19 protein-coding genes are annotated in these 23,348 nt (G+C 54.1%); 13 read left to right on the top strand and 6 right to left on the bottom strand.

The genetic code is table 11. The features are described from left to right. Nucleotide 1 precedes the first annotated feature (1 nt). Genes I2H36_RS15990 through I2H36_RS15935 form a run of 12 tightly spaced genes read left to right on the top strand, consistent with a single transcriptional unit; the run spans nt 2 to nt 14,574 of the window. Complete coding sequence (locus I2H36_RS15990; RefSeq protein ID WP_196264906.1) at nt 2-634, top strand: tyrosine-protein kinase family protein; 633 nt, start codon at nt 2-4, stop codon at nt 632-634. Next, the gene (locus I2H36_RS15985) at nt 631-1,893 is read left to right on the top strand and encodes a GumC family protein (protein ID WP_196264905.1); all 1,263 of its coding nucleotides are present in this window, start codon (nt 631-633) and stop codon (nt 1,891-1,893) included. The genes I2H36_RS15990 and I2H36_RS15985 overlap by 4 nt, the downstream gene beginning before the upstream one ends. Before the next feature lie 10 nt (nt 1,894-1,903). Further along, entirely contained in the window at nt 1,904-3,025 is a 1,122-nt protein-coding gene (locus I2H36_RS15980) for a glycosyltransferase (RefSeq protein WP_196264904.1), read from the top strand. After that, nucleotides 3,022-4,140: a GNAT family N-acetyltransferase gene (locus I2H36_RS15975; protein WP_196264903.1), complete on the top strand. Its 1,119-nt coding sequence runs from the start codon at nt 3,022-3,024 to the stop codon at nt 4,138-4,140. The genes I2H36_RS15980 and I2H36_RS15975 overlap by 4 nt, the downstream gene beginning before the upstream one ends. Next, on the top strand, nt 4,137-5,255 hold the full coding sequence (locus I2H36_RS15970; RefSeq protein ID WP_196264902.1) for a GNAT family N-acetyltransferase: 1,119 nt from the start codon (nt 4,137-4,139) through the stop codon (nt 5,253-5,255). Before I2H36_RS15975 ends, I2H36_RS15970 begins: the two co-directional genes overlap by 4 nt. Next, the gene (locus tag I2H36_RS15965) at nt 5,255-6,724 is read left to right on the top strand and encodes a lipopolysaccharide biosynthesis protein (protein WP_196264901.1); all 1,470 of its coding nucleotides are present in this window, start codon (nt 5,255-5,257) and stop codon (nt 6,722-6,724) included. The genes I2H36_RS15970 and I2H36_RS15965 overlap by 1 nt, the downstream gene beginning before the upstream one ends. 15 nt (nt 6,725-6,739) lie before the next feature. After that, on the top strand, nt 6,740-7,906 hold the full coding sequence (locus I2H36_RS15960) for a DegT/DnrJ/EryC1/StrS family aminotransferase (RefSeq protein WP_196264900.1): 1,167 nt from the start codon (nt 6,740-6,742) through the stop codon (nt 7,904-7,906). After that, on the top strand, nt 7,903-9,144 hold the full coding sequence (locus tag I2H36_RS15955; protein WP_196264899.1) for a GNAT family N-acetyltransferase: 1,242 nt from the start codon (nt 7,903-7,905) through the stop codon (nt 9,142-9,144). Before I2H36_RS15960 ends, I2H36_RS15955 begins: the two co-directional genes overlap by 4 nt. Beyond that, nucleotides 9,144-10,427 carry a GNAT family N-acetyltransferase gene (locus tag I2H36_RS15950; RefSeq protein WP_196264898.1) on the top strand — a complete coding sequence of 428 codons (1,284 nt, stop codon included), beginning with the start codon at nt 9,144-9,146 and terminating at the stop codon, nt 10,425-10,427. The genes I2H36_RS15955 and I2H36_RS15950 overlap by 1 nt, the downstream gene beginning before the upstream one ends. Further along, nucleotides 10,411-12,333, top strand: coding sequence for an asparagine synthetase B family protein (locus I2H36_RS15945; RefSeq protein WP_246718863.1), 1,923 nt, complete (start codon nt 10,411-10,413; stop codon nt 12,331-12,333). The genes I2H36_RS15950 and I2H36_RS15945 overlap by 17 nt, the downstream gene beginning before the upstream one ends. Beyond that, nucleotides 12,311-13,087: a class I SAM-dependent methyltransferase gene (locus tag I2H36_RS15940; protein WP_196264896.1), complete on the top strand. Its 777-nt coding sequence runs from the start codon at nt 12,311-12,313 to the stop codon at nt 13,085-13,087. The genes I2H36_RS15945 and I2H36_RS15940 overlap by 23 nt, the downstream gene beginning before the upstream one ends. Beyond that, a complete protein-coding gene (locus I2H36_RS15935) occupies nt 13,069-14,574 on the top strand; it encodes an O-antigen ligase family protein (protein ID WP_196264895.1) in 1,506 nt (501 codons plus the stop codon). Before I2H36_RS15940 ends, I2H36_RS15935 begins: the two co-directional genes overlap by 19 nt. An 86-nt stretch (nt 14,575-14,660) precedes the next feature. Here I2H36_RS15935 and I2H36_RS15930 read toward each other — a convergent pair whose 3' ends face one another. The 5 genes from I2H36_RS15930 to I2H36_RS15910 all read right to left on the bottom strand — a co-directional run bounded on the left by I2H36_RS15930 (nt 14,661) and on the right by I2H36_RS15910 (nt 21,130). Beyond that, entirely contained in the window at nt 14,661-15,569 is a 909-nt protein-coding gene (locus tag I2H36_RS15930; protein WP_196264894.1) for a polysaccharide lyase family 20 protein, read from the bottom strand. Nucleotides 15,570-15,600: 31 nt separating this feature from the next. After that, a complete protein-coding gene (locus tag I2H36_RS15925; protein ID WP_196264893.1) occupies nt 15,601-16,860 on the bottom strand; it encodes a Wzz/FepE/Etk N-terminal domain-containing protein in 1,260 nt (419 codons plus the stop codon). Nucleotides 16,861-17,028: 168 nt separating this feature from the next. Continuing rightward, on the bottom strand, nt 17,029-18,417 hold the full coding sequence (locus I2H36_RS15920; RefSeq protein ID WP_196264892.1) for a right-handed parallel beta-helix repeat-containing protein: 1,389 nt from the start codon (nt 18,415-18,417) through the stop codon (nt 17,029-17,031). A gap of 707 nt (nt 18,418-19,124) precedes the next feature. After that, nucleotides 19,125-20,318 carry an acyltransferase family protein gene (locus I2H36_RS15915; RefSeq protein ID WP_196264891.1) on the bottom strand — a complete coding sequence of 398 codons (1,194 nt, stop codon included), beginning with the start codon at nt 20,316-20,318 and terminating at the stop codon, nt 19,125-19,127. Between the two features lie 140 nt (nt 20,319-20,458). Beyond that, on the bottom strand, nt 20,459-21,130 hold the full coding sequence (locus tag I2H36_RS15910; protein ID WP_196264890.1) for an exopolysaccharide biosynthesis polyprenyl glycosylphosphotransferase: 672 nt from the start codon (nt 21,128-21,130) through the stop codon (nt 20,459-20,461). 801 nt (nt 21,131-21,931) lie between these two features. Between I2H36_RS15910 and I2H36_RS15905 the strand changes: the two genes are divergently transcribed. Continuing rightward, nucleotides 21,932-23,125, top strand: a complete 1,194-nt coding sequence (locus tag I2H36_RS15905) for a calcium-binding protein (protein WP_196264889.1) — start codon at nt 21,932-21,934, stop codon at nt 23,123-23,125. A gap of 37 nt (nt 23,126-23,162) precedes the next feature. Here I2H36_RS15905 and I2H36_RS19835 read toward each other — a convergent pair. Further along, nucleotides 23,163-23,348 (bottom strand): hypothetical protein (locus I2H36_RS19835; RefSeq protein WP_210331099.1); only part of this gene is annotated, 186 nt, incomplete at its 5' end.

The following is a 23,348-nucleotide window of genomic DNA, read 5'->3' as shown; positions in this document are numbered from 1 at the left end:
GATGCTGCAATCTGGAACAATACCGCAGTCATTGCGTCGCATCTGCCGGGATATCCAAGCAGCCAATATCAATGGCAAGAGCGGGGTAGTCGTGGGGTTAATATCGACGCTCCCGCATGAGGGAGTATCCACGATCGCCATTGGGTTAGCCCGCATTCTAGCCGAGGCATCCAGGGTACTTTTGATCGATGCCAGTGCAGGGCGCCCGATCTCCGATCTCATCGGGGTAGAGCGTCACATTCTCAGCGCAGATGACCTTGCGCAACTCCAACTCGCGAGCTTTAGGGAATGGCTTGTTCCTTGTTCATCTCCCAATCTCGATCTGCTCTCCATAGACGCGGACCAGATAGCAGCCTCCATATGGGACAAGCGTTGGTCCGAATTAAAACTCGCTATCATGCAACGCTACCAAGTCGTACTCATCGATTTGGGCTCACTGCAGACGCAGCTTTCACCTTTTTGGAGTACATGCCTCGACCAGACCTACGTAGTCGTGGATATGTCAAGTACACCTGCAGAGACGCTCCAAGGCGCGCGCAAGGAGCTCGACATCCTCCAGATGCCGGTTGCCGGTGCGATCCTCAACAGGCGGTCCTTTGCGGTTCCGGCCTTCCTTAGCAAGGGGAGATCATGAACAAACATTGGACCACCATCGACTCAACATTCAATCGTCCGAGCGTGCCCACGTCATCCACCATGTGGACGTTCATGTTTCGTCGGAAAAAGACGATCCTAGGCATGTTCGTCTCTCTCTTCCTTCTGGCTACAGCTCTGCTGTACCTAATTCCGCCCTCTTACGAGGCGGAGGCGAACCTGCTCGTTGAGCGAAACCGTTCGCCTATCATGCGGGCGGACATCCTGCCCGGTCTTGAAATGGCGGAGGTCATGAACACGGCGCGCAGCATTGCCAGTTCACGGACCGTGTTGGCTGCCGTCGTTGATAGCCTTCGATTGCCGGAGCGTCCGCAGAAGCAGTCTCTCATATCCACGGTTCGAAGAGGTGCAAACCGAGCTCTGGTTGCACTCGGCCTTCTGCCTGATGTTGACGAGAGAGATTCTTGGATTCTGTCTTTGATGAAGTTGGCTACGGTTAAGCCCGTTGTGAACTCCAACATTCTTACGATCTCGATCACTCTTGACGATCCTAAACTGGCAGCAGAGATCGTGAATGAGATCTCAACTCAATACGTTAAGGCACACCTAAAAATCTACTCGACTTTAGGTCTGGCCGAGTTCTATCGCGACAGTATGAACGCTGCCGAGGCTAGCTACAAAAAAAGGCGTGAGGACGTACTAGCTTTCAAGACAAATGCATCGCTCTTTGCAGTTTCCGCATCCCGTGAAGAGTATACGCGCGAGCTTGGAACGCTCCGCAGCCAGCTTCTAACAGCTTCTAACGATCTCAGTCGCCTTCTGCGCCGCTATGATCAGCAGCATCCTGAGGTCACGGTTACAAAGGACGTAATCTCTGCCGTCGAGAGCAGGATTAGTGATACCGAAGACAAGCTCAAGAAGCTTGAAGAGAATGAGTCAACTCTCGCGGATCTGGAAATGATTTTGGAAAGCGAGCGAAAGACCTATCTCGACTTTATCAACAAGTATGGTGAAGCGACAATCAACGGGCACGCCGACTCCGATGTGGTCAATGTTCGAGTTGTCGAACAGGCAAGAGTGCCCCCACAACCGTGGATGCCAAGACTCTTCCTGATCATAGGCGCAGCGCTCCTGAGTGCCGTTCTCGCAGTTTCCGTCGCCTTTGTACGCGAGTTCTTCGATAGCCGTCCTACGTCAGCAGACGAGGTCGAGCGAATCCTTAGGGCTCCCGTCGTCGGTTGGCTCGAGAATCTTCCAAAGAATGATCTTCATACACTCTGGTCCATAGAAAGAAGCTAAGGTGCTCTTTATGAACAGCCTCACCCGCAAGCGTGTCGCTCTCGTCATGCCGATCCGCAATGAGGAGCGATCAGTCAAGGAGACGATGGATTCCGTCTTCGCTTCCACCCGCCTACCAGACGAAATCATCATTGCGGATGCAATGTCGACGGATGGCTGCATTTCATCCATCTTTACTTACGGTGATCGTGGCGTTCCAATCCGCGTGGTGCAGAATCCCACCATCTGGTGCGGTGGGGGGCGCAATGCAGCGGTCCGCGCGACAGATTGCGATGTCATCGTGCTTTGCGACTTTGGCAACACGATCGAACCCGATTATATAGAGAAGATCGTCCAGCCTTTCGAGGAAGACGAGACGATGGATATCGTCGGTGGACTTTTTCGAATGCGCGCGACGACAGATTTTGAGCACTGTGTCGCGGCGATCCACTATTTCGAAGACTATACCCTGAATAGAATGAGCAGGGAGGAGATTCAAAAGATCCTTCCTCCAATTGTTTTTCCCGGCGGTCTCTGCACGGCCTTTACCCGTCGGATCTGGCTCGCCGCTGGCGAACAGCCCGAGTGGCTCGCCAAGGGACAGGACAAGATGTTCAGCCGGAAGGTCTATGCCATAGGCGGTAAAGGCATGATCGCCATCGACGCGAGACTTTGGCACCATGTGCGTCGCTCTCCGCGTGAACTCTTCCGTCAGCTCTACCTATATGGTCGTGGCAATGGTCAGATGCATTTCCTCTCGAAGCATGTGATCCAACTGGTAGGCATCTACACGACGCTATCTCTTTTGATGGTACTCGGTTTTGTTTCCTCGTATTTCGCCCTCGCAGGACTAGTGCTGTTCGCAACTTATGCCTGGGCAGCAGGAATCCGGAAAATCATCAAGGTCGACGGAGGGTTGAAGAAGCTCAACTATATCACGACTGGAATACAGGTTCTCCTCATACGCGATATCGGTTCTCTCCTGGGTCATATGGTCGGGTGGGCGGAATGGTTCTTCGTTCCGCAGTATAAGAAGAATTATGAGCGCTATATGGACGGATTGCCGACTGAGCGAATCCTGCTCATTGCTCCCCAACTAACGGGCCACGGACTTTTCGCGCGGCTTCGGCGCACCCTGGGAACTGCACTATGAGCGGTCCGATTACGGTACGAAGCATTACTTCGCTCAAAGAGTTCGAAGCCTGCGCCCAGGATTGGGACTCTGCGGTCGCTCAAACTCCGTACGCGAGCATCCATGCCCGACATTTCTGGCTGAAGCATTGGCTGAAAACAGTGGGACAGGATCGGGAAATGGCTTTTCGCCTGATGTATGACAGTGACGGCGTTCTTGGCTGCGCTGCTTGGATCCGGGAGAGAAGGAGCTTCCAGCTATTCTCCGCTCCATACCTGAGCTTGGCTGGAAACCCCATGTCAAAGCGCACACAGGTCATTCTAGCGCGTCGTCAGGACGAGGCCGCTGTAGCAATGCTCAAGGATCTAAACCGGCTGAGATGGTGGTGGCTCGATCCGGAGAGAGTCCACGACAATGACCCACTTCTGCGCAGCATTAAATCCAGTTCAATCGTTATGGATGCAGCGGAGCGGGTTAGCTATACGCTTCCTCGCGTAGCTACCACGATGAGATGGGACGACTATCTGAAGGAGCGCTCGCGCAAGTTCAGGAAGCAAAGAAAGAGAGGACACCAGGATCAACTGCTTAGCATCCGTAACTACCCTCAAGATTTCGCTTCCGCCGGCGATTTCGTCGCCGCGATCGCGGCCGTGGCGCATAACAGCTGGGCTTTCCGAGAAGGAACGTCGATCATCTCCATAGAGCCGGAGTGGAAATTCTGGCAGGGGGTACTTCACGAAGCTGCAGCTCAGGGCACACTTCATGCTTCCTGCGCCTTTGATGGAGAGATGCCCGTTGCCTTCATCTTTGGGATCATCGAACACGGTGTCCTCTATGCCTTGAAGACAGCCTTCGCAGAGGCTGGAGCCCAGGCTGGTGCGGGCCGCTTTGCTTTCTCAGCCATCATTCAGAATGCAATGGAAAATCCGGCGGTGCATACTGTAGATCTGGATTTCATCACGTCTCATGGCGACTACAAGACAGGTTGGGCTACGCAGCTTGAGACGGTACGAAGTTATTATGCTTTTAGGCAGGCCGTTGGGCCACGCATGCTGGCACGTGCGTATGAATTCAAGAAGCGCCTCGACAGAAAGCCTGAGGAGAATATGCCACAATTGAGCGAGGCAACGACATGACCTTGCAGGTTTCGTGGCATCAGGGCGTCGAGGCCCTTGATCGCCTTGAGGATGACTATGCTCGGCTCTTGTCCGACTGCTCGGGGACGACCCTCTTCAACGAATGGTCGTGGATTCGCGCCGCAGCGAAGTTTCTAGTGCCTGCTGGTCGTGAGGTTCGGACTGTCACGGTATTCGAGAGAGGCATATTGGTAGCCTGTTTCCCTATGACTGTGGGACGCGAGAGTATTGCGGGTCTGCCCGTGCGCACCCTGCGTCCTCTTGGCTATCCCTTGAGCGACCGCATTGGACTTCCGGTCCTGCAAGGCCGAACTGATGTTAGGGCAGCACTTATCGATACCCTCGTCGATTCTAAGCGATCGGACGCTGACGTCGCGATCCTGAGCGAACTTCCAGCTCATGCTGGCTTCCGCACACCAACGGGAGCAGAGTCCGAGTGGCGTGCTCCTTACGTCAAGCTTTGCGGCCGGGCACCTGTCCTCAATGTATCGGATCCTCGCAAATTAGAGGCATCTTTGTCCAAAACCTTGCGGACGCGCCTATCACGATCACGCAAGAAGGTGATTGCTACTGGCCAAGCGGGATTTGAACGCCTCACGCCGCTACCGTCTCATGTTCCGGATTTGCTGCGCACCATAGCTACTATCGAAGATGTCAGCTGGAAGGGCAAGGCTGGCGTCGGCATCTTTTCATCCTCGAAGCGTTACGATTTTTTCAGAGAAGTGTCTCTGGCCTTTGCAGCGTCAAGGCGCCTTGAAGTTCTTCTGTATACCATTAACGATCGTGTGGTGAGCTACCGCTATGGGTTCAGAGTAGGCCGCACCTTTCTCGATTATAACTTCGCACATCCGATTGAACTCGATGACCTCAGTGTCGGCAGACTTCTGTTAGCCGAGGCGATTCAGACGGCGTCCGCTTCCGGCATAGACACTTTTGATGCTTCCCGCGGCAGTTTGCAAAAGCCGAATATCCTTACCGATTGGACGTCAGAGACAATCGAACATGACGAAATCTGGCTCTTTGCCAGAAGCCTCTGGGGGGAACTGCTAAGATTAGCCGTAGTGAAGGCCAAACCGTTTGCAAAGCGTGTCTTGAAGCGCGAGGAGGCAGCGTGATGGCCGGCAGCGAAACCAAGAACGTCATCCGCCACGGTCGCCTCTATGGGCTCGCCAACCTCATCAGCCGATCATCCGGCCTTGTTCTCCTTCCTGTTTACACCCATATCCTCGCGCCGGTCGAGTTTGGCCTCTACGCCAGCACAATCTTGGTGACGGATCTCATCTCTGTGGTGCTGGGAATGGGTCTCGGCCGCGCACTGATCCGGATGCATGTCGAGCAGGAGACCCAAGCCGGCAAGGACGCCGTGGTGTGGACTGCCATGACCATGTTCGCAGTGATGTCAGTGATCATCGCAGCTATCGCGTACCCTATTGCTCTCCTCGCAACAGATCTTCTCTTCGGCTCCACAAATGAAGCTTGGCTGTTTACCTGGTCAATCTGGGCTCTCATCCCCTCAACGCTGTTCAACCTGCAGCTCAACTACATCGTGGTTCTGAAGAAGTCCGCCATCTACCTAGCGATATCGGCGCTGAAGGCTTTTCTGTTCATCGCCCTAAACCTGTGGATCGTAGTCTGGCTTGACCTAGGCGTATTCGGCATTGTGATCTCGACCTTCAGCGCCAGTGCCATCGTGGTTGGAGTCATTTTGACTCATATGGTCAGGACAGCCTCGATCAGCGTATCGCGTCCGTTGCTCGTGGAGATGGCGAAGTTCGGTGCTCCTCTTGTTCCGACCATCCTGCTCGACACGGTCATAGCATCTCTCGATAGGTACATCATTAGCCCTGTGCAAGGGACGGCGGCACTCGGCTATTACGGACTTGGTGTTAGGCTTGCGAGCCTTATCAACCTCTTTGTGACATCACCCTTTCTACAGATCTGGGGCGTGCGGCAACTGGAAGCGCTTCAGGCTGACGGCGACCAACGCGAACTGCCCAATATCTTCTTCCAGTTTACACTCGTGCTATTGCTCATCAGCACTGCCATATGTCTGTTCAGTGGATTGGCGGTCCAGATCATCGCTGACGACGCTTACGCGCCAGCTGCTGCCGTGCTGCCCTGGCTCGCAGCCGCGCAGGTGGCCATTGCCCTGCGCAACTTCGCTGAGATCGGACTGCATCATGCCAAGAAGACTTCACCCCTGATGGTCATTGCACTTATCAGCCTGGTAGTCGCTGTCCCACTATTCTGGGGAGCGATGTATACAGCTGGTATCGTGGGCGTGGCTGCGGCGAGCTTTATTCTTGCGCTTTTCCGTACCGGCCTAACTATGATCTGGGCCGATCGTCATTCCGGATTAGTCCGTTTGTTTCCATGGGTTCGGTTGAGCTTTGCGGCCATAATATCGACTATCGCTGTGCTGGTCGGCACGATTTTGGACGGACGCTTCCTGCCTACTCAGGGGATCCTACTGAAGATCGCTATTCTCTCCGTCCTTACTCTCGCGCTGAGCCTTCTGCTCGGACGTGCTGATTGGATGAAGCAGGGAGCTAGCGACGTACCGCGAGCCAAGAATGCTGGCTAGTCCATCGATTCGTGGATGATAATGGAGGAAGTCTTGGAGGTTGCCGCCAATCGACCTGTTGCCTCAATGCCGTGGCCGACCTTTGGATCGCTGCTCTCCTATTCACAGCGGCCATTGCCTCATCCGTTTTCCTCTCCCGGGATGACTTTGTGGACCTCCGCACGGATTGCTCTCTGGCAAGCAATTAGGTCGCTGGACCTGAAGTCTGGAGACCGGGTTGCTGTGCCAGCATTCTGCTGCGGCTCCGAATTGGAGCCCTTCCTCATTGCAGGGCTTGAGCTTTCATTCTTCGCGGTCGGCGAAGATTTGGCTCCGGATCCGACTTCGTTTCGCAAGGCAATCGACGGGTCCTCGGCGGCGATGGTGACGCATTATTTCGGCTTACCCGTTGACCTCGAACCTGCGCTTGAGATGACACGACGCAAAGGCATTCCATTGATTGAGGATTGTGCACATGCGCTCTATACGACACGAGCGGGAGAGCAAGTCGGTCTTGCAGGCGATGCCGCAATCTACAGCTTTTGGAAGACAGTCGCCTTACCAGACGGCGGAGCCTTGCATATGCGCAAAGGCACGGAGAAAGGTGCCCCCAAGCCGCCGCCGCCGGAACTCATCAGGAAGGCGACACGTCACCTCCTTTCGAGGACGCTTCGAAGTCATCCTTCCGCTATTCTACGCAAGACCGAAGGAATGCGGCAGCAGCTTCGGCGTGGAGCTGGTTCCATTCAGCTACGTGAAAAGGGCGGTGATGAGTGGCATCTGATCAAGTTTCCAAATGAGCTTATTGGTGCGGGAATGTCGAGCCGGTCACTACGCATCTTCCGGGCCACGGACCATGCGCATGTGCGGGAACGCCGTCGACACAACTATATAAGACTTCAAGAAGCCCTGGCTGAAATCCCGGGAATTGTTCCTCTGGTGCCGCATTTGCCAGACGGGGCATGCCCTCTCTACTTCCCGGTCGTTGTCGAGGAGGCTGCCCGCCTGAGGCGCGCGCTGGCCGCAGAGGCAGTGGGGGTAAAGCACATCTGGCCTTACTTCCATGCCGCTGTGCCTTGGGAGCGTTTCCCTCGCGAACATCATTGGAAGGAGAAGGCGATCGGTTTTCCAGTCCATCAGTCGCTCCGAGAGGAAGACATTGAGCGGTTGATCGATGTTGTCAAACGCTGGAGCGGGCGATGACCCAAGGCATCTCGGTCAAGCGTATAGACAGCCTGGAGGCGCTCGAGGCTGCAGGGCCGCTCTGGAATGATCTGCAGAACTCATGCGCTCACCAGCATGTTATGATGGACCACCGATGGATGACGTCCTGGTGGCGCCATTTTGGGGCAGGAAAGACACAGCACACGCTCTTAGTATCGTCTGGCCGGACGCCCATGGGGATCGTACCGCTCTGCATCATGCGTGGTATGGAAGTCTATCCGCTGCGTGATCCATACATCATGGGACCTGATGACTACAAATTTTTGCCAGGCTTGAGCTGGAACAGAATTGCACCGCTGCGTCGTTTGACATTTCCCGTGAATTTAGTTGCAGGCAATATCCGTGGGCAAACTCTATTTCCCGGTGGGGGGTCTTACTCCTACGCAGTGCTAGCAGATTATATATCTTCTATCTCTGCCGAATGGGACGTTGCAATCTTTCCGGGCATGAGAGGATGGGAGCAAGAGCAAAGTCTTCTTATCGACGCCGCAAAGAGAGTGGGTTTACTTCCAGGAGCTCGTGAAACGACTCGGAGAATGCTATATATCGATCTACCTGAGACCTACGACGAATACCTCCAGACCCGCTCGGCTCATTTCCGCAGGCATATGCGGCAGGAATGCAACAAGGTTGAGCGGACGTTCTCCCATCTCGGAAAGATGACCCTTGACTCGTTTAGGGGGCGTGACATCGAAGCTGGAATGCAACGGCTTCTATCACTTGAAGCTCTAAGCTGGAAGGTTATGGATCAAAAAGAGAGGCGTTTGCATCTCTCGCTCAACGATACCGCCAAAAGCTTCTTCAAGGAAGTCGCTAGACGGTTTTCTCAGCACGATAATGCGCAGATTATCATCATGCGCTTTGGTGACACTGATGCGGCAGGCTGGTTCACTCTGGAGCGTGGTGGTACTTCGTCATGCATCTTGACTTACCGCAATGAACAACTCGGAGCTCCAGTCGGCATTGCGCCTGTCCTACAGGAGCTTGTTCAGCGCAGTATTTCTTCCGGCCTCAAACGGCTCGACATCAACGGTTACACCCGACACTATCTAAAATGGGCAAAGGATCATCACGACTACGTTGCCCCTATGATCTTCAACACGAGGCCTTACTCCCGGATCTTGCACTTCGTCGACGAAGGCTTGGTAGCAGTAAGGCGGCACATCCTAACTAGGCATTCTAGCATTAGCCCCGGTTCAGCAGAGGCGTCACCGTGATGATTTCAGGTACATCGGCAGAGATGATGCTTGATTTGCAGGCATCGGGTCGAGTCGAGAAAAACTCATTCCACACTAGCCGCTTCGACACGCTATCAGCGTTTGAACGAGTTTGTTCAGATTGGAACTTGGTACAGGATCGTTGCCAATATCATCATGTCCTGATGGATCATCGATGGGTCAAGGCATGGTGGAACGTCTTCGGAGCGCACAAAGAACTGCATGGCTTAATTATTCACCACAGAGGGCAGCCGGTAGGCATTGCTCCGATGATCTACTCGCAAGGCTGGGAAGCTTGGCCGAGTAGAGATGGTAAGTTGCAGATTGCCGATGACAGCAATAACCTTTCAATCCCTGCATGGAAGCGCATAGTTCCCATAAGGCGCGTGACATTCCCTCTCAACATCCCCTCGCATAACTCACGCGCGCACATGCTTGTTGCAGATGATGCCGCGCAAGTATGTGGGGAAATTATCGACTACTGGCGGGATAGAAGTCACACTTGGGATGTCATGGCGTTGGACGGGTTGCCGGAAGGATCCGGACAGCGCGATCTTCTGCAAGCTGCCGCAGCCTCTAGAGGGTTGATGACTTTGCCCCACGGGCGCGTACGTGAAATGTATTCCGCTGACCTGACAGGCGGAATGAACGAGTATTTGGGTCGACGTGGATCTCATTTCCGTAAGCGGCATAAGGCGCAGATCAGAGCATGCGAGCGTGCGGGCCGCTTCGAAATGTCGATGTATCGAGGGAGAGATATCGGCCAGGGTCTCGATATTATGTTCGAGATTGAGCGCGATACTTGGAAAGCGAAGACTGAGTTTTATTCAGAAGTCAGGATGCCGCTCGATGTACAGCTCAAACGATTCTTCTCGGAGGTCGCTCACGCCTATGCTGCCGAAGACGATGCTGTCATCCATGTGATGAGTCTGGATGGACGTCCTGCCGGAGCTCTCTTCGGTCTTTCTAGGCGGAATGTGATGCTCTCGCTTGTGGTCTATTTGCGAGACGACATGCGCACCGTTCTGAATGCTGCTCCCTTATGGGATTCTCTCATAAGGGACGCGGTGGAACGGCAGATCACTGAACTCGATATCCATGGCGTGACCGCCTACGCACGAAAATGGGCAACGAGTGCTACAAACTATCAACGCTTGTACATCTTCAGCCCGCAGATCAGGGGACGGATGTTATGGGCAAGTAAAGCCTTAGCGACGACAATCTCACGCCGTTGGGCTGAGAGGCATGACAATAACGGGAGTGACGATGATGGGCGCAATTGACGTAATCCTTCGTGTTGATGGCGCGACACCATCTGCGGCATCGTTGTTGAAAATGGCAGCCGCCGCTCCCCATCGAGGCAGGAACCCCACAACCTACATCACCGGGCGCATTGCGATGGCCCATCAGGCCAATGCAGCTGCACTCGAAGAGCCGCAGCCTTACGTCGTCGATAGCGGCCGTCTCGCCGTCGTGCTGAGTGGTCGCCTTTACAATCGCGAGGAGGTGGCACGTAAGGTAGAGCAGGCGGGCCACCCGGTGCGTGACAGGAGCCATTGCGGCACCATCGCCGCAGCGTATGACGCCTGGGGCGACGACTGCGTACGAGAACTCGATGGCGACTTCGCTTTCACTCTTTATGATTCATTGAATAACCGTCTCCTGGGCGCGCGCGACGCCTTCGGCGTAAAGCCTCTCTGCTACTCGCATTGGAATGGAGCCCTCTGGATCGCATCCGAGCCCCGCCAGATCCTGGCTGCTGGCGTTCCGTCGACACCCTGTGAGGAATCCATCGTTTCCTACATCGCTCTGGAGCGATCTCTCCTCGACGCAGGTCTCTCATTCCATAAGGAGATCCGCCGGCTCAAGCCAGGGCATCTGATAGTTCAGGAAGGGTCAGGCGCTCCACGCGAGATACGCTACTGGCGCATCGATCCTCACCGGGTGAATGAGGAGAAGACTGAAGCTGACATGGCGGCTCGTGTTCGCGAAATGCTGATCCAGTCCGTACGTCGCCGAGCGCCTGAGAAGGGCCCCTATGGCTGCGAACTCAGTGGTGGCTTCGATTCTTCAACCGTTGCGGGATTGTTGAGGCGCGACCTGAAGCGGCGCGGCATTGACGACCCTATGGAAACATTCTCCTTTGAGCTTCGTGATAATGCAGCCGATGAGCCCGAACTCATTGACGCGGTAGCAAAGGATGTCGGAGCCAACCATCACCACATCTATGTCGACAAGGACAATGTATTTGAGCTTCTACCCCATATGTTACAGGCGGGAGGGCAGCCACAATTTGATATGGGCCTTCTCTATCTCTGGCGCTGCAAGGAGGAAACGGCACGTCACGGCGTACACGTGACCATGAGCGGTCTCGGCGGCGACGAGCTTTTCTTCGGACGCTACCAATTCTTGGCCGACCTCTTGAAAAAGGGGCGCTTCATCGAACTCTCCCGCGAGGTGGCAAGCCTGTTTCCTTACGATCGGAGCACAGGCAAGAAGACCTCGCTGAAAAAGCTTGCTGCGGCCTATATCGCTTCGCCCCTCATGTCGCGAGGCGTTCGGGCGTGGTTGCGCAGGAGGCAGGGGAGGGGAGATTACCCGGCTTGGATCACGCCTGGTTTGGCTCAACGCACAAACCTTGCCGCGAGGATCGCCGCAGGACCGCCTCAGGTCTTCAATGACTATTACCGGCAAGATTGCTTGGAAGTTTTCGAATCGATCATGATCAACATGACCGTGCCGATCCATGAGGCTCTCGGCGCGACCTTCAATGTGGATACACGATTTCCTCTCCTCGACCGCGAACTCGTCGAATATCTCTTCGCAGCTCCGCGCGAGTACAAAATCCGTGGCGGTCAAACCCGCATGCTACAACGTCGGGCCATGGAGGGCATTCTGCCGCCAGTCGTCACTCAGGAGCATCTCAAAAAGAATCTTAACCCTGTTCTCTGGCGGCAGCAGAATGCGCACTTCGCGAGGACACTTGAGAAGTTCTTCAAGCAAAGAAGCTTCCGCATCGGCGAGTACATCGATATCGATTGGTTGCGCCGCGCTTATGACGACTTCGTCTCGGGACGGGGTTCAGGGCAGGAAGCCTACGTGCTTTGGTATGCACTGAACATCGAATCCTGGCTACAGCTGCTCGAAACCCAGAGGGAGGTGCAACATGACGGCATCCCAGCAGCCTGAAACGGAGGTCGCCAATTTCCGCAATGTCATCGAGAAGCAGCTCTTCTACGGCCGTGGTGAGGTTCTCGAGCAATACAGCAAGGCCTGGGAACTTCGTACGGGCGAGGCGTACGTCTTCGACAAGTTCTTGCCCTCGGGCGGACGGCTCCTTGACGTAGGCTGCGGCACGGGACGTACTTGTTTTCTACTAGCAGGTCGCTTCCAAGAGATCGATGCCTTCGACATCGTACCTGAGATGATCGAGGTGGCACGGAAAAGGAATTCCGAACTCGGGACCGGAATCCATTTCTTCGTGGGTGATGCCACGCAACTCTCCGTTGCTTCAGATCAATATGATGCAGTCCTCTTTGCCTATAATGGCATCGAGGGGATTCTGGACAAGCAGAGCCAGATCAAGGTCTTGTCAGAAGTCTTCCGGGTGCTGCGTCCGGGCGGAGTCTTCGTTTTCACGACAAAGTCTTGCTTCAATAGCACCTATGCCCGCCATTTCTATGTTCCCCGCCTTCTGGCCCGGATGGGGCTTGGACAACACGATGGTGGTACGCCTCTTGAGGTCGAGGTAATGCAAGGCAGTCAGAAGATGCGCTGGCACACTACGAACCCATTTTCTATGAAGGCTCTGCTGCGGAAGACGGGGTTCGAGTTGCTTTACTTCAACTCTGAGGTTCGTCTGGGACGTGGTCAGACGAAGCCAAGTCTGACAGCCAATTTCCACCGGTGGGATCAATTCTACGCATGCCGCAAGCCGCAATGAGAGCTGCCAGCCTAGCTCGATTCCGTCTTCCATCGCCACGGCTGCTCAGCAGGCTTGCGGAGACTACGTTTTGGGGCTTCTTCGCCCTCGCGCTAGCTTTGGCCATAGGGTCAGCCGACTGGGTTATAACCGTCGCGATTCTCGGTCTCATCGCGGTCGGTTGTCTTTTGCTTATCGAGACCAAGATCTTGGCCATGATCTGGTTGTTGGGCCAGCCGGTCCTATTCGTGTTTCCCAACAACCTAGCAGCGGGGGTGCCATTCTTCACCGTCGAGCGAGGCCTTTTCCTACTCCTGCTTGGCCTTATGGTCCTCCATGCCCTCACCCGCTCGCCGCTATCCCGTCCGCTTAACCGTCTGGAATGGGTCGTTCTCAGCTTTATTGGGGTGCTTCTTGCGTCATTTCTGACGACTCTACCCTCGAAGGAGATGAAGATCGTCCGCAGCGACGTGGCTCTCATCTTCCAGTGCTATCTGATGCCATGGTTGTCCATCCTCATAGCACGGAGAATCGACTGGACTGAGCTTGATGTGTTGCGCCTTTTACGGCTGATGACCTTGACTGGCGTTCTTCTCGTCGCCATCGGCGTCCTTCAGTACTTCCTGCGTATCCAGTGGTTCACGCCGAAATACTTCGAGGTCATTCACGAGGGGCGCACCACCGGGACCTTCGGCAATGCCGCCGAATATGGATCTGTGCTGGGGGGAATGGCCATCTTAACCCTTGCACAGTTCTCAATCGCCCAGAACTCAACACTGCGTTTGTTTTTACTAGGCTGCTTCGGAGCGATGCTTGGAGGAAGCCTTCTTGCCCTAACCCGCTCTCCTTTGGTTGGAGTGGCCGTAGGTTTGATTGTCATCTTTCTCGGAGATAGAAGGATTAGGCCTTTCTTTGGGCTCATGGCCATTCTGGGGATCTCCCTTGGCGCGATTCTAGTCCCGCTCATCATGGATACGGATGCTCTCATGGCCCGCATGGAGGAAATGGAGCCGATCTATAACCGCATCGCGCTCTTCGCGACGGCTGGCAACATGATCATTGCCTATCCTATTATCGGAGTTGGGTTCGGCCGCTATGCCTTCAGTGACTATAAGACTGACTATCTATCAGGAATGGGCGAAATCGGCGCAGAATGGGCTGCAAGCATCGGCATTCCCCATCTCGAGTTCCTGCACATTGCCGTGCTCACCGGCATCGTCGGCATCTTGTTTTATGTCCTGGCCATCCGAGCTTGCATTTGCACTCTATGGAAGATCTATCGTTCTCCCGCAGCGTCCATGTTTGCGCGCACGCTTGCCATCTACGTTCTCGCAGTGCTCGTGAGTCTTCTCGTCAATGGACTCTTCGTAGACTTCATGGCCTATAACTACTTTGCTGCCATGACATATTTCATGGTTGGCGTGGCATCGGTAGTGCGCCCCAACCACTTGAAAAGCGGCGGCGACAAGGCCGAAACGCCTCTCCGCGGCGTTGTCCGGCCGAGTTGACGACGATGTCTCGCGCCAAGCGCGCTCACTAGAAGATGGCCTAGATACTGTTCCGTGGAGTTAGGATGCATCTTGGACGCTGTCCTCTATTCATCCGCTGACCGGGTATTTGCCGCCATGCCGCGTATGGCAGGCACGAGCGGATGAGTGCTCTGCCTTACCCGATCAATGAGAACTTCATGCCGCTCGATGGGCGAACTAGCTCCCGGCTTGTTCCAATGCGGAACATAGATTCCAAGCTTGAAAAAGGGGCCTAACCAATCATTGTAAGCGTTGGGGCCTTTCCTCCTGGCAATAGCAGTACCGTCTTTCCAAATCTCAATAATACCATCATCGTTATAGGACCACTGGACGTGGAAGACCCAATCCGTCCACGTACCGCGCGTCAGCGGTGCCGACCAGAGTACATCTCCTCCTTCCGGCGCCGCATGCAGAAATGGGATGCCTGATATTCGCCGACTGTCCCAGTGGCTTGCGATGGACCACTGGTCGCCCTTGACTACAAGACGCAACGGAGGAGCGCGCCCAACCTCGCCGAGAATCTTATCGTCGACGGCATGCCATTGTGCAATCGTCGCCACTTCGGGGATCGAATGCCAATCCTCCGGTATGAAGAGGCTGAAAGCGTACCAGCGCTCCTCCCCGAGTTCGACTGCCTTGAGCCTTACCTCCGCACGCTTGCTGCCAGCAACGCGGGGATCCTCAGGAGAAAGGCCGACCTTTAGGGCCCGATTACCCTCCCTGGCTCCTGAGGAAACGATCATGGCCGAACGGTCGCAACAGAATTCCGTCTCTCCCACCCGCCAGGCAGAAAGATCACCTTTCTCAAAGCCATCAGCGAATTCCTTGGAGCCCAGTTCGAGATTGCTCATATAGTATACGGAGCTGTACGCGACATGGCCGGCAAACACGACGGCCATACTGACAGCCAAGAGCGCAAACCAGCGCTTTTTCGGCGCTCTCGAAGCGGAACCGCTCTTGACCATCAACCTCATATCGATTTCTCCGTTGAAAAGCTTGGACGGATCAATAGGTTGAGCGGATGCTTTCAGCCAATCTACGGCTATTGGCGAGATCGCCGCGCACTGGGCTTCGCAAGATGGTCTCAACATGATTGATCGATATTAGGGACGAACTTAGCCTGTCGCGGATCATGGCAGCTCCGATGGCAAAGACGATACCGGCACCGAGGCCGACTGCCAGTTGCAGTATACGACTCACATCAGGAACGATGGGAGGTAGGGCTTGTTCAGCAATTCGAAGATTGACCGCGCGTATGTCCGAGTTTTCGTGCAGTTCTGACTTTTTAAGGTCCTTGCGGACTGCATCTAAAGCCTCGGTGTAGGAGCGGATGAGAAGTTGCATCTCCTCTGATCGGACTGCCGTTCGTCCTAGCGCATCCACATCATGGGCGAGGGCCGACAGCCTTTGCTTCAATGCATCACTGGTTTCCTCTGCCGCGACTGTCTCAGGGTGGTTCGGACCAAGCCTGGTGCGCAAAGACGACGACTGATCGTCAGAAGCCGAAATCATACTACGGATTGCGCTTAGTTGAGACAGAGCCACTGCATAACCGCTCGAATTGGCCGTTGGAGCGCTCAGACCAGCTAGAGTTTCACGCAGAGCTGCCATATCGGCTTGAATCCTGCTCAGCATCTCCCTGCGTAGATGCGAACCGTGAGAGGCGCGCAGAACCTCGACGTATCGACGCTGCTGGGCGTCGACAATGGAGGAGAGCACTGCAGAAGCAATCTCCGGGTCCTCATCCGTCAATGCAAAAGTCACGTAGTCTCCATCCGCCTCGACCACGAGAGACTTGGTCCAGCGCCTGATGTACCTTTCCCTCAGGGGTGGCAGGTTGAAGAGACCGAGATCGTCCAAAGCTTGGAATACCACCGTCATCACAGTGGACTGGCGTCGTGGTCTCTCATGGGGCCGCAGCTTATCGACCACGGCTTCGATGACAGGGCGGGATCGGATGATATCACGCAAGTCGTTCGCAAGTTCAATTGCCGAAACTGGGCGCTCGTTCTCATCGCGCAGCAGAGGGTTGCGATTGCGTTCCACGACTATAGCGGCAGTGGCCGTATAGACAGGATCGAGGAGAAAGCTTATCGCGCCTGTAGTCAGCGTAATCGCGAGAACCGTAATGATGATGAACGTCTTCTGCCGCTGAAAGAACCAAGCCGCTTGGCGCACGACATGTTTGGCCTGATCGCGGGTAAAAGCCTGCGGTTCGGCTGCCAGCGATACAGAACGGTAGCTAGGGCCGCCTCCGCTCCTCACGGAGCTCTCCATCGCAAGAGCAGAGTGTATATGTCACCGCTGTAGGTCAAGCCGGCACCTGATATCCTCTCTTTCGGATGAGAGAACCCTATCAGATGCGCTGCGGCTGAAAAACCAAGGGATTTATGAGACACTTATCCTTGTAATCTTCAGCCGCAGCTGGTCTTATCAGAGCAGGAAGTAGTCGGCCATCAACTTCTGGGTGGTCGTCGTTCCGCCCACCTCGACAGTGACAGTCGCAGTGGATTGATGTCCATCGGCGTCCGTCAGAGTGTACTTGAACGTATCAACACCCGTGAATCCAGTCTTCGGGGTGTAGACAATCGTATCATTCCCACCAGACTTCAGCGTTCCATTGAGAGGGTTAGTGATCTTTGCGTTAACCCAGGCGATGGCATCGTCATTTGCCAGGACGTCGATCTTTACCGCTGTGCTGACCATGGTTGAGGCCTTATCGTCATAGGCTGACGGCAACTTCGTCGGCAGCGGTGTGCTCGGAGCAGTGGGAGCCGGCACCGTTGGCGTCGGCGCTGGAGTCGGTGCAGTATTAACCGCTCCGCCGGAATCAACCCAACCCGCCGGCGTCTGGCCGCTCGTGATGTTGCCCGTCAGAGTTGGTTGGGGGTTGCCGCTTTCGACGGTGAGCCAGCTGGCCCGGTCGAAGCTGTTGTTCTCGAACGTCACGTTCTTGCTAGCCCAGGCAGCATGCTGATCGGCCGCTGCAAGCACGTCGATGAACCTGCTGGACGCCACGTTGTGGAACCAATTGCCAGAAATCTTGACGTTCGTACCGCCCATGACTCGGACCGCCTGCGCGGCAGAGCCATCTACTTCGTTGCCAAACATCCGGACATCCTTGACCTCGTAATCGGTCGTTCCCGGCAGCAAGCTCGATGGACTGGTAACGCCGCCCACCAGGAATCCCCATTTTCCAGTGTCGTGGACAGTGTTGTAGGAGATTTCGATGTCGTATGACCCACCCTTGACCTGGATGCCGGCCATCGTGGCGATGCCCGATACGTCATTGCCCGAGATCACAGAATGGGTGGCGCCGACAAGGTCGATGCCCTGTTCGCTAGTCGATCCGGAGACCTTGTTGTTGAGGATTTTGATATGATCGCCCTGGCTGACCTTAATGCCATCGCCTCGAGTAGCCAGGATCTCCATGTTCTGGATCGTAATGCCAGTGGAAATCTTTGTCATGTTGTCAGACGAAGTAATGTGGACCGAGTCTTTCGACGATGGGCCATAGACCTTGAAGCCGTCGACAGTGATGTAATTCGCTGGCGCTTGGACGCGGATAGTATCGGCAGTTCCGCTTGCCGGCTTGATCTCAGCTTTGCTGGGACCATCAGCAGACACGAGTACAATTGGTGCAGACGCCGTGCCGCCCTTGCTGAACTTCAGGTTTTCCGTATAGACGCCAGACTTGACCATAATAGTCGTTCCTGGCGTCGCTTTATTGATAGCTTCTTGAATACTAGCGAGGGGAGAGGATTCTGTTCCTAATGCCCCTGAACGACCGGTCTTTGCGACCCAAATGATATTGGTTGCCATTGTAGTGCCCCTATATTTTTTGTTTCTCAAATAAAAATGAGAACAATAAGATTATTTGTTTAGTTAATTAAGACTATAGTCCAGAGCTATACTGAACTGAGCCGTTTAAGTAAGTCTAAATATGTCTACATTATGGCATTCGAAAATATAGTTGTTTTGCAATCACCTATGTCCTTGCACGACTCTGGGTTGAACGGTCCGATTCGCCATCGCATACCGCGGTACTGAGCGTTTGTACATTGACAGGTAGGTCCACCTTACCTTCAGCCCAGCGGCGGGGATGAACATACGGCGCTGGGGCCAGGGATCTTACAGGTCGGAGACTGGCTACCATGCACCCATCCTAGGACGTTTCGTCAGACGGGTTCGGTTTCTAAAATAAGGACAACAACAAATAGAACCTAGTGCCTCACAGTTCCGGAATAGTTATTCACGCCCTGGCTACCCAAAAGTCCGCTTTGGCTGGGACATCATGTCGTGCATTTCTGCCTAGCCCTTCCCAACACAGCAGAAGTAGTCAGGCACACAAGCGGCAATCTAGTGCGCGATACTCTGACGAGCAAACAGGGAATTTGAGGTGATCTCTGACCTTGCGCAACTACACAGCTAGAGTTTTAGCTTCTGCTCGATTGCCACATTCCTAGTGGTAAACTCCTGAGCCTTATCAGGAGGCTATGAGCCCAAATGCGCAAGCTGAAACTGCAGTATTAAGAGGTGTGTTGCGGGTTGATTGGTTTGGGATCTACTATGGATGCGGTATCAGAGATAGGCTTCTGCGCAAGTTTAGTGAACGAACGCCCGCCGCTCAGATGCGAGAAGAGTGTCGGGGACAGCGAGTTGATCGCCGATGCAATGCCGAAGGCCATGGCAAGAGTGAGAACTGCAGTAGCAAAGTAGTTGGTAAGAAGGCCGATCTCTCCATCGATAGGAATGGCAGCCGAGAGACCAGCTTTGATAAACTGATTGAGTGGCCAGTGAATCGAGTGCAGGAAGAAGGCAAGTGCACCAAAAGCGGTGATGCGGCGGCCGAGGGCGTTGTTCATTAGGTATGGAGCACAACCCCAGAAGGCGACGATCCCGAGAAGACGCAATCCGCGTGTTCCTGGCCCATACAAAAAACCTCCGATCTGACTATCTTCAAGGATGAAATGCGGTGCAATCGCGCGAAAGCCGATGAGCAGTAGATAGAACGTCATTGCGATCAGCGCCGTCTGTGGGCGGATGAAGTCCAAATTCCAACTGCGCATGCGGATTAAGCCGCCGAGGTAAAAGAAGAACAGCACATCCGTTCTGAAATATAATGGAAGGTCGATGCCAGTCAGCCAGATAGCCATGATCCCAAAAAGGCCGACAAAAGGGAGCCTGCGCAGCAGGATATAGAGCACAGGTGAGATCAACACCGTCAGAAATAGGTCGTGCAAAAACCAGAACTGGAAATTGATGGGCCGTCGTGTAACGCCGACAAGACTGTTCAGGAGCTGACTAGGACCAAACCTGTCAAGATCATACTCGATCATCGCTAGGTGAGAAGAACTTGGGGAGACGATCCTGATCATCATGAAAATTGTCAGGATGATTGCGCACCACGAGATCATCGGAAAAAGGATCGAGAAGGCCCTGCTGCGAATGCGTTTCAGGAAGAATCCTAAATCACCTGATGCGTTCTTAAAGAATAGGTAGCCGGATATAGCTCCGAGCAGAGGTACGGCGCTATAGAAAATGAAAACGAAATAGCGGTTGGTAAAGGATGCTACGGGATGCGTAGCATCACCCGGGCCGAGGGTATCAATATAGGGCGAGGTGCTGAAGCCTGGAAATGTTCCATAGTGCAAGAACACCAAACCAATGATCAGCAGCAGCCTGAGAAAGTTGATTCTGTCTTGTTTCTCGACCTCTGTCATCGGGTCTATCCGTCTTCCGGTTCGAGGGCTGTCTCATGCAATCTGAGACAGTGAAGTCCACCTTGGGGTGATGCAAAATGCCTTCCACTCCTGGAGGATTTAGACCCGATCATGCAGCCGTAGCCGCTTCTCTGGCCTTATCAATATGCATTAGCGGAGAAGCAAACCTCATGCGCCGTAGCGACTAGAATCTTCATGTCGAGCAGCAGAGATCCATTCTCGATATACTGGATATCGAGGTCGATACGCCGCTGCATGTCGCCCTCCGTTCTTGTCTCTCCACGAGCGCCACATACCTGGGCAAGGCCCGTAATGCCGGGCCTAACGCAGAAACGCCGCGCATATTGTGGAATCCGACGTATGTAATGGTCATCATGACATACAGCATGAGGACGAGGGCCGATGATCGACATTTCACCAAGGACCACGTTGAACAATTGCGGAAGCTCATCCAGGCTGGTCTTGCGCAAGAAGTGGCCAATGGGAGTTACACGAGGATCGCCCTGTGTGGCCTGCTTCACATCATGTTCGACCAACTTGGTATGATGCATAGAGCGAAACTTCAGGATCATGAACGGCAGCTGACGGGCGCCATACCTCTTCTGCCGAAAGAATATCGGACCGGGGCTCGTAGACTTGATAGCTAAGGCTATGATCAGGATAAGAGGGCTAAAGATGATAAGCAGGCTTAACGCGAGGGTCAGATCAAGCATACGTTTGGAAGAGGAACCGACATAAGAACTGACACGCTTCAGGGGCCTCTCAGACTTGAGGCCAATCCAGAGCGTGCGAACCGTGGCGACCTGGCTCATATAGTAGCCTCACCGTATTTAGGTTGGTTTAGCTAAGAGTGAGTGAACCGCGATCCTGTGTCTATACCTCCTACGTCTGCTCGATATCTGGCGCGCAGGTATGTTCTGATGTATTTGCAGTACCTCCAAGGAGGCTCTTACGACTCTGCTTGGATTCTATGGAGCCGTGCAAGATTCCAATGAAGATCACGGGAGCTTTGGGAACAGCCGCCATGCCTCCCCGACAGACTGCGGAGACGAGCATTTGCCCCCCTCACTGGCGGCAAGACTCCTTCAGTCGTGCCGTTTCGACAAGCTTGAGCTTCGTCTAAACCAATTCAAGTATCTTGGAGACATCCTTACTCACCAGCCATGACGTGCTGCTGTAGTGAGGGCACGAGTTTCCGGGACCGGTCACGACCTGATATCTGGTTACCTCGTCCTTCAAAAGGGGATTACCGCGCCTGCACTGCGATGAACGCTCAAGCGCAAAGGATAGGTCGGCTCCCCGTCTAGCTTCCATGGAATGGGTGGCACGCATCGAGGTCGCTGGCGGTGCCCTCATGCAGCTGATCAAGGCAAGAGCCCGCTTTTCATCGACCTGCCCTCAGCAACGGACTTGTCCAGAACCTTCTTTACCGGCCTTCTAATCATATAGTGCTTTCGTCAAGGAAAAGTACATACCTCAATTGGGCTGCAGGCATCCAATCATATCTATAATCCTTTTTTGCTTACTTATAGTTCTCTCATTTCTATTATTATTAAGTATTCACTGAGCGAGGATGCAGCTAGTCCGTTATGCTCTATAGGTGAGGGGATCAAATGACCGTTGTTCGTCTTGAGCCTGTTTTCATTGGGCGAGTCAAAGATACTGACATATATCGAGTTGATCTCAGCCAGAGCGGTCTCAGCACCATTACTGCAATCACAATTAATGATGACAATGTCATTTCCGGTAGTCCCGGCACATACTCCGGCATGGACTTGGATTTTGTAAAGCTCCTGGACACGTGCGTTGCTTATGGAGCGGATATGCCTGGCCATTCAAGCGAAAACGTCTTCGACTTCAGCTCTAGAGGAATCGTGTTTCAGCCCGGCTTCCAGACACCGCTTGGAGCAAACGACCCTGCCAAATGGAATACTAACCTTCAGGGAACCTCCGGCGCAAACATCTATGACCCTGAGAAAGCTCCGCTTAATAATCTTGACGACAGCTGGCTTTCCCTCGGTGAGGGTGGGCAGGTGACATTCCTGCTGAAAACTCCCGTTCCGACAAGTGGACGTTATTTTTACTTTGGCGAAGCAAGCGTTTCAGACCTCACCAACTATGTCCTGGTTTCGGATGTGCAATCTACCAACACACCTGCTGAGTCGAAGGATTTCATTCTGTATGGAACGCCTGGCCATGACACCATCAGGCTCGGCACGGGGGCTAACACACACCTGCAGTTCACCAATAACACCGTGTATGGCCGGGGTGGAAACGACAGGATCATTGGCGCCTTTGGCAACGATACGCTTTATGGAGAGGCAGGGAAGGACTTGCTTTGGGGCCGCTCAGGCGACGATTGGCTTCATGGGGGTATCAACAGTGACAATATCCGTGGCGATTCCGGCCACGACACGATCAACGGCGGATCTGGCGTCGACAGACTTTCTGGTGGCACGGGCAGAGACACGTTCATATTTGACTCGAAACTCGGCAACTCGCGGACCGACCGCAAGATGAGCTTCGATACGATTACAGACTTCAATGTCAAATATGACAGCCTTTGGCTTGACAACGCTGTGTTCAAGAAACTTGGCAGCGGATCCCTCGCAGATCCTAAACAGATGAGCAAAAAATTCTTCACTGTCAGCGACGAGGCCAAAGATCGGAATGACTACCTGATTTATGATAAGAAAACAGGGGTTCTTAGCTATGATGTTGACGGATCAGGCTCAAAGGCTGCGGTCGAATTCTCCCAGTTGAAGAAGGACCTGTCTCTTACCTACAAGGACTTCTTCATCATCTGAGTATCAGGCTGCCTATGCGGTCCAGCTGGAGCGGTTCTCACTCAATGCTGACCTCGACCCGGTCGGGCAGGTGGCCTGAGCCTGCATAACTGTTCTCACGCACTTGAACGAAGTTGATCACGTGCGGGGGCTTCGTCGTCTTGCGGTGATGAGGTTTGGTTGCGGGGACAGGATTTGAACCTGTGACCTTCAGGTTATGAGCCTGACGAGCTACCGGGCTGCT

This window comes from Microvirga terrestris (genome assembly GCF_015694425.1).
GTDB classification, from domain to species: Bacteria; Pseudomonadota; Alphaproteobacteria; order Rhizobiales; family Beijerinckiaceae; genus Microvirga; species Microvirga terrestris.
Note: the sequence above shows the minus strand (reverse complement) of the source record. Positions and strands in the feature narration are given on the sequence as shown.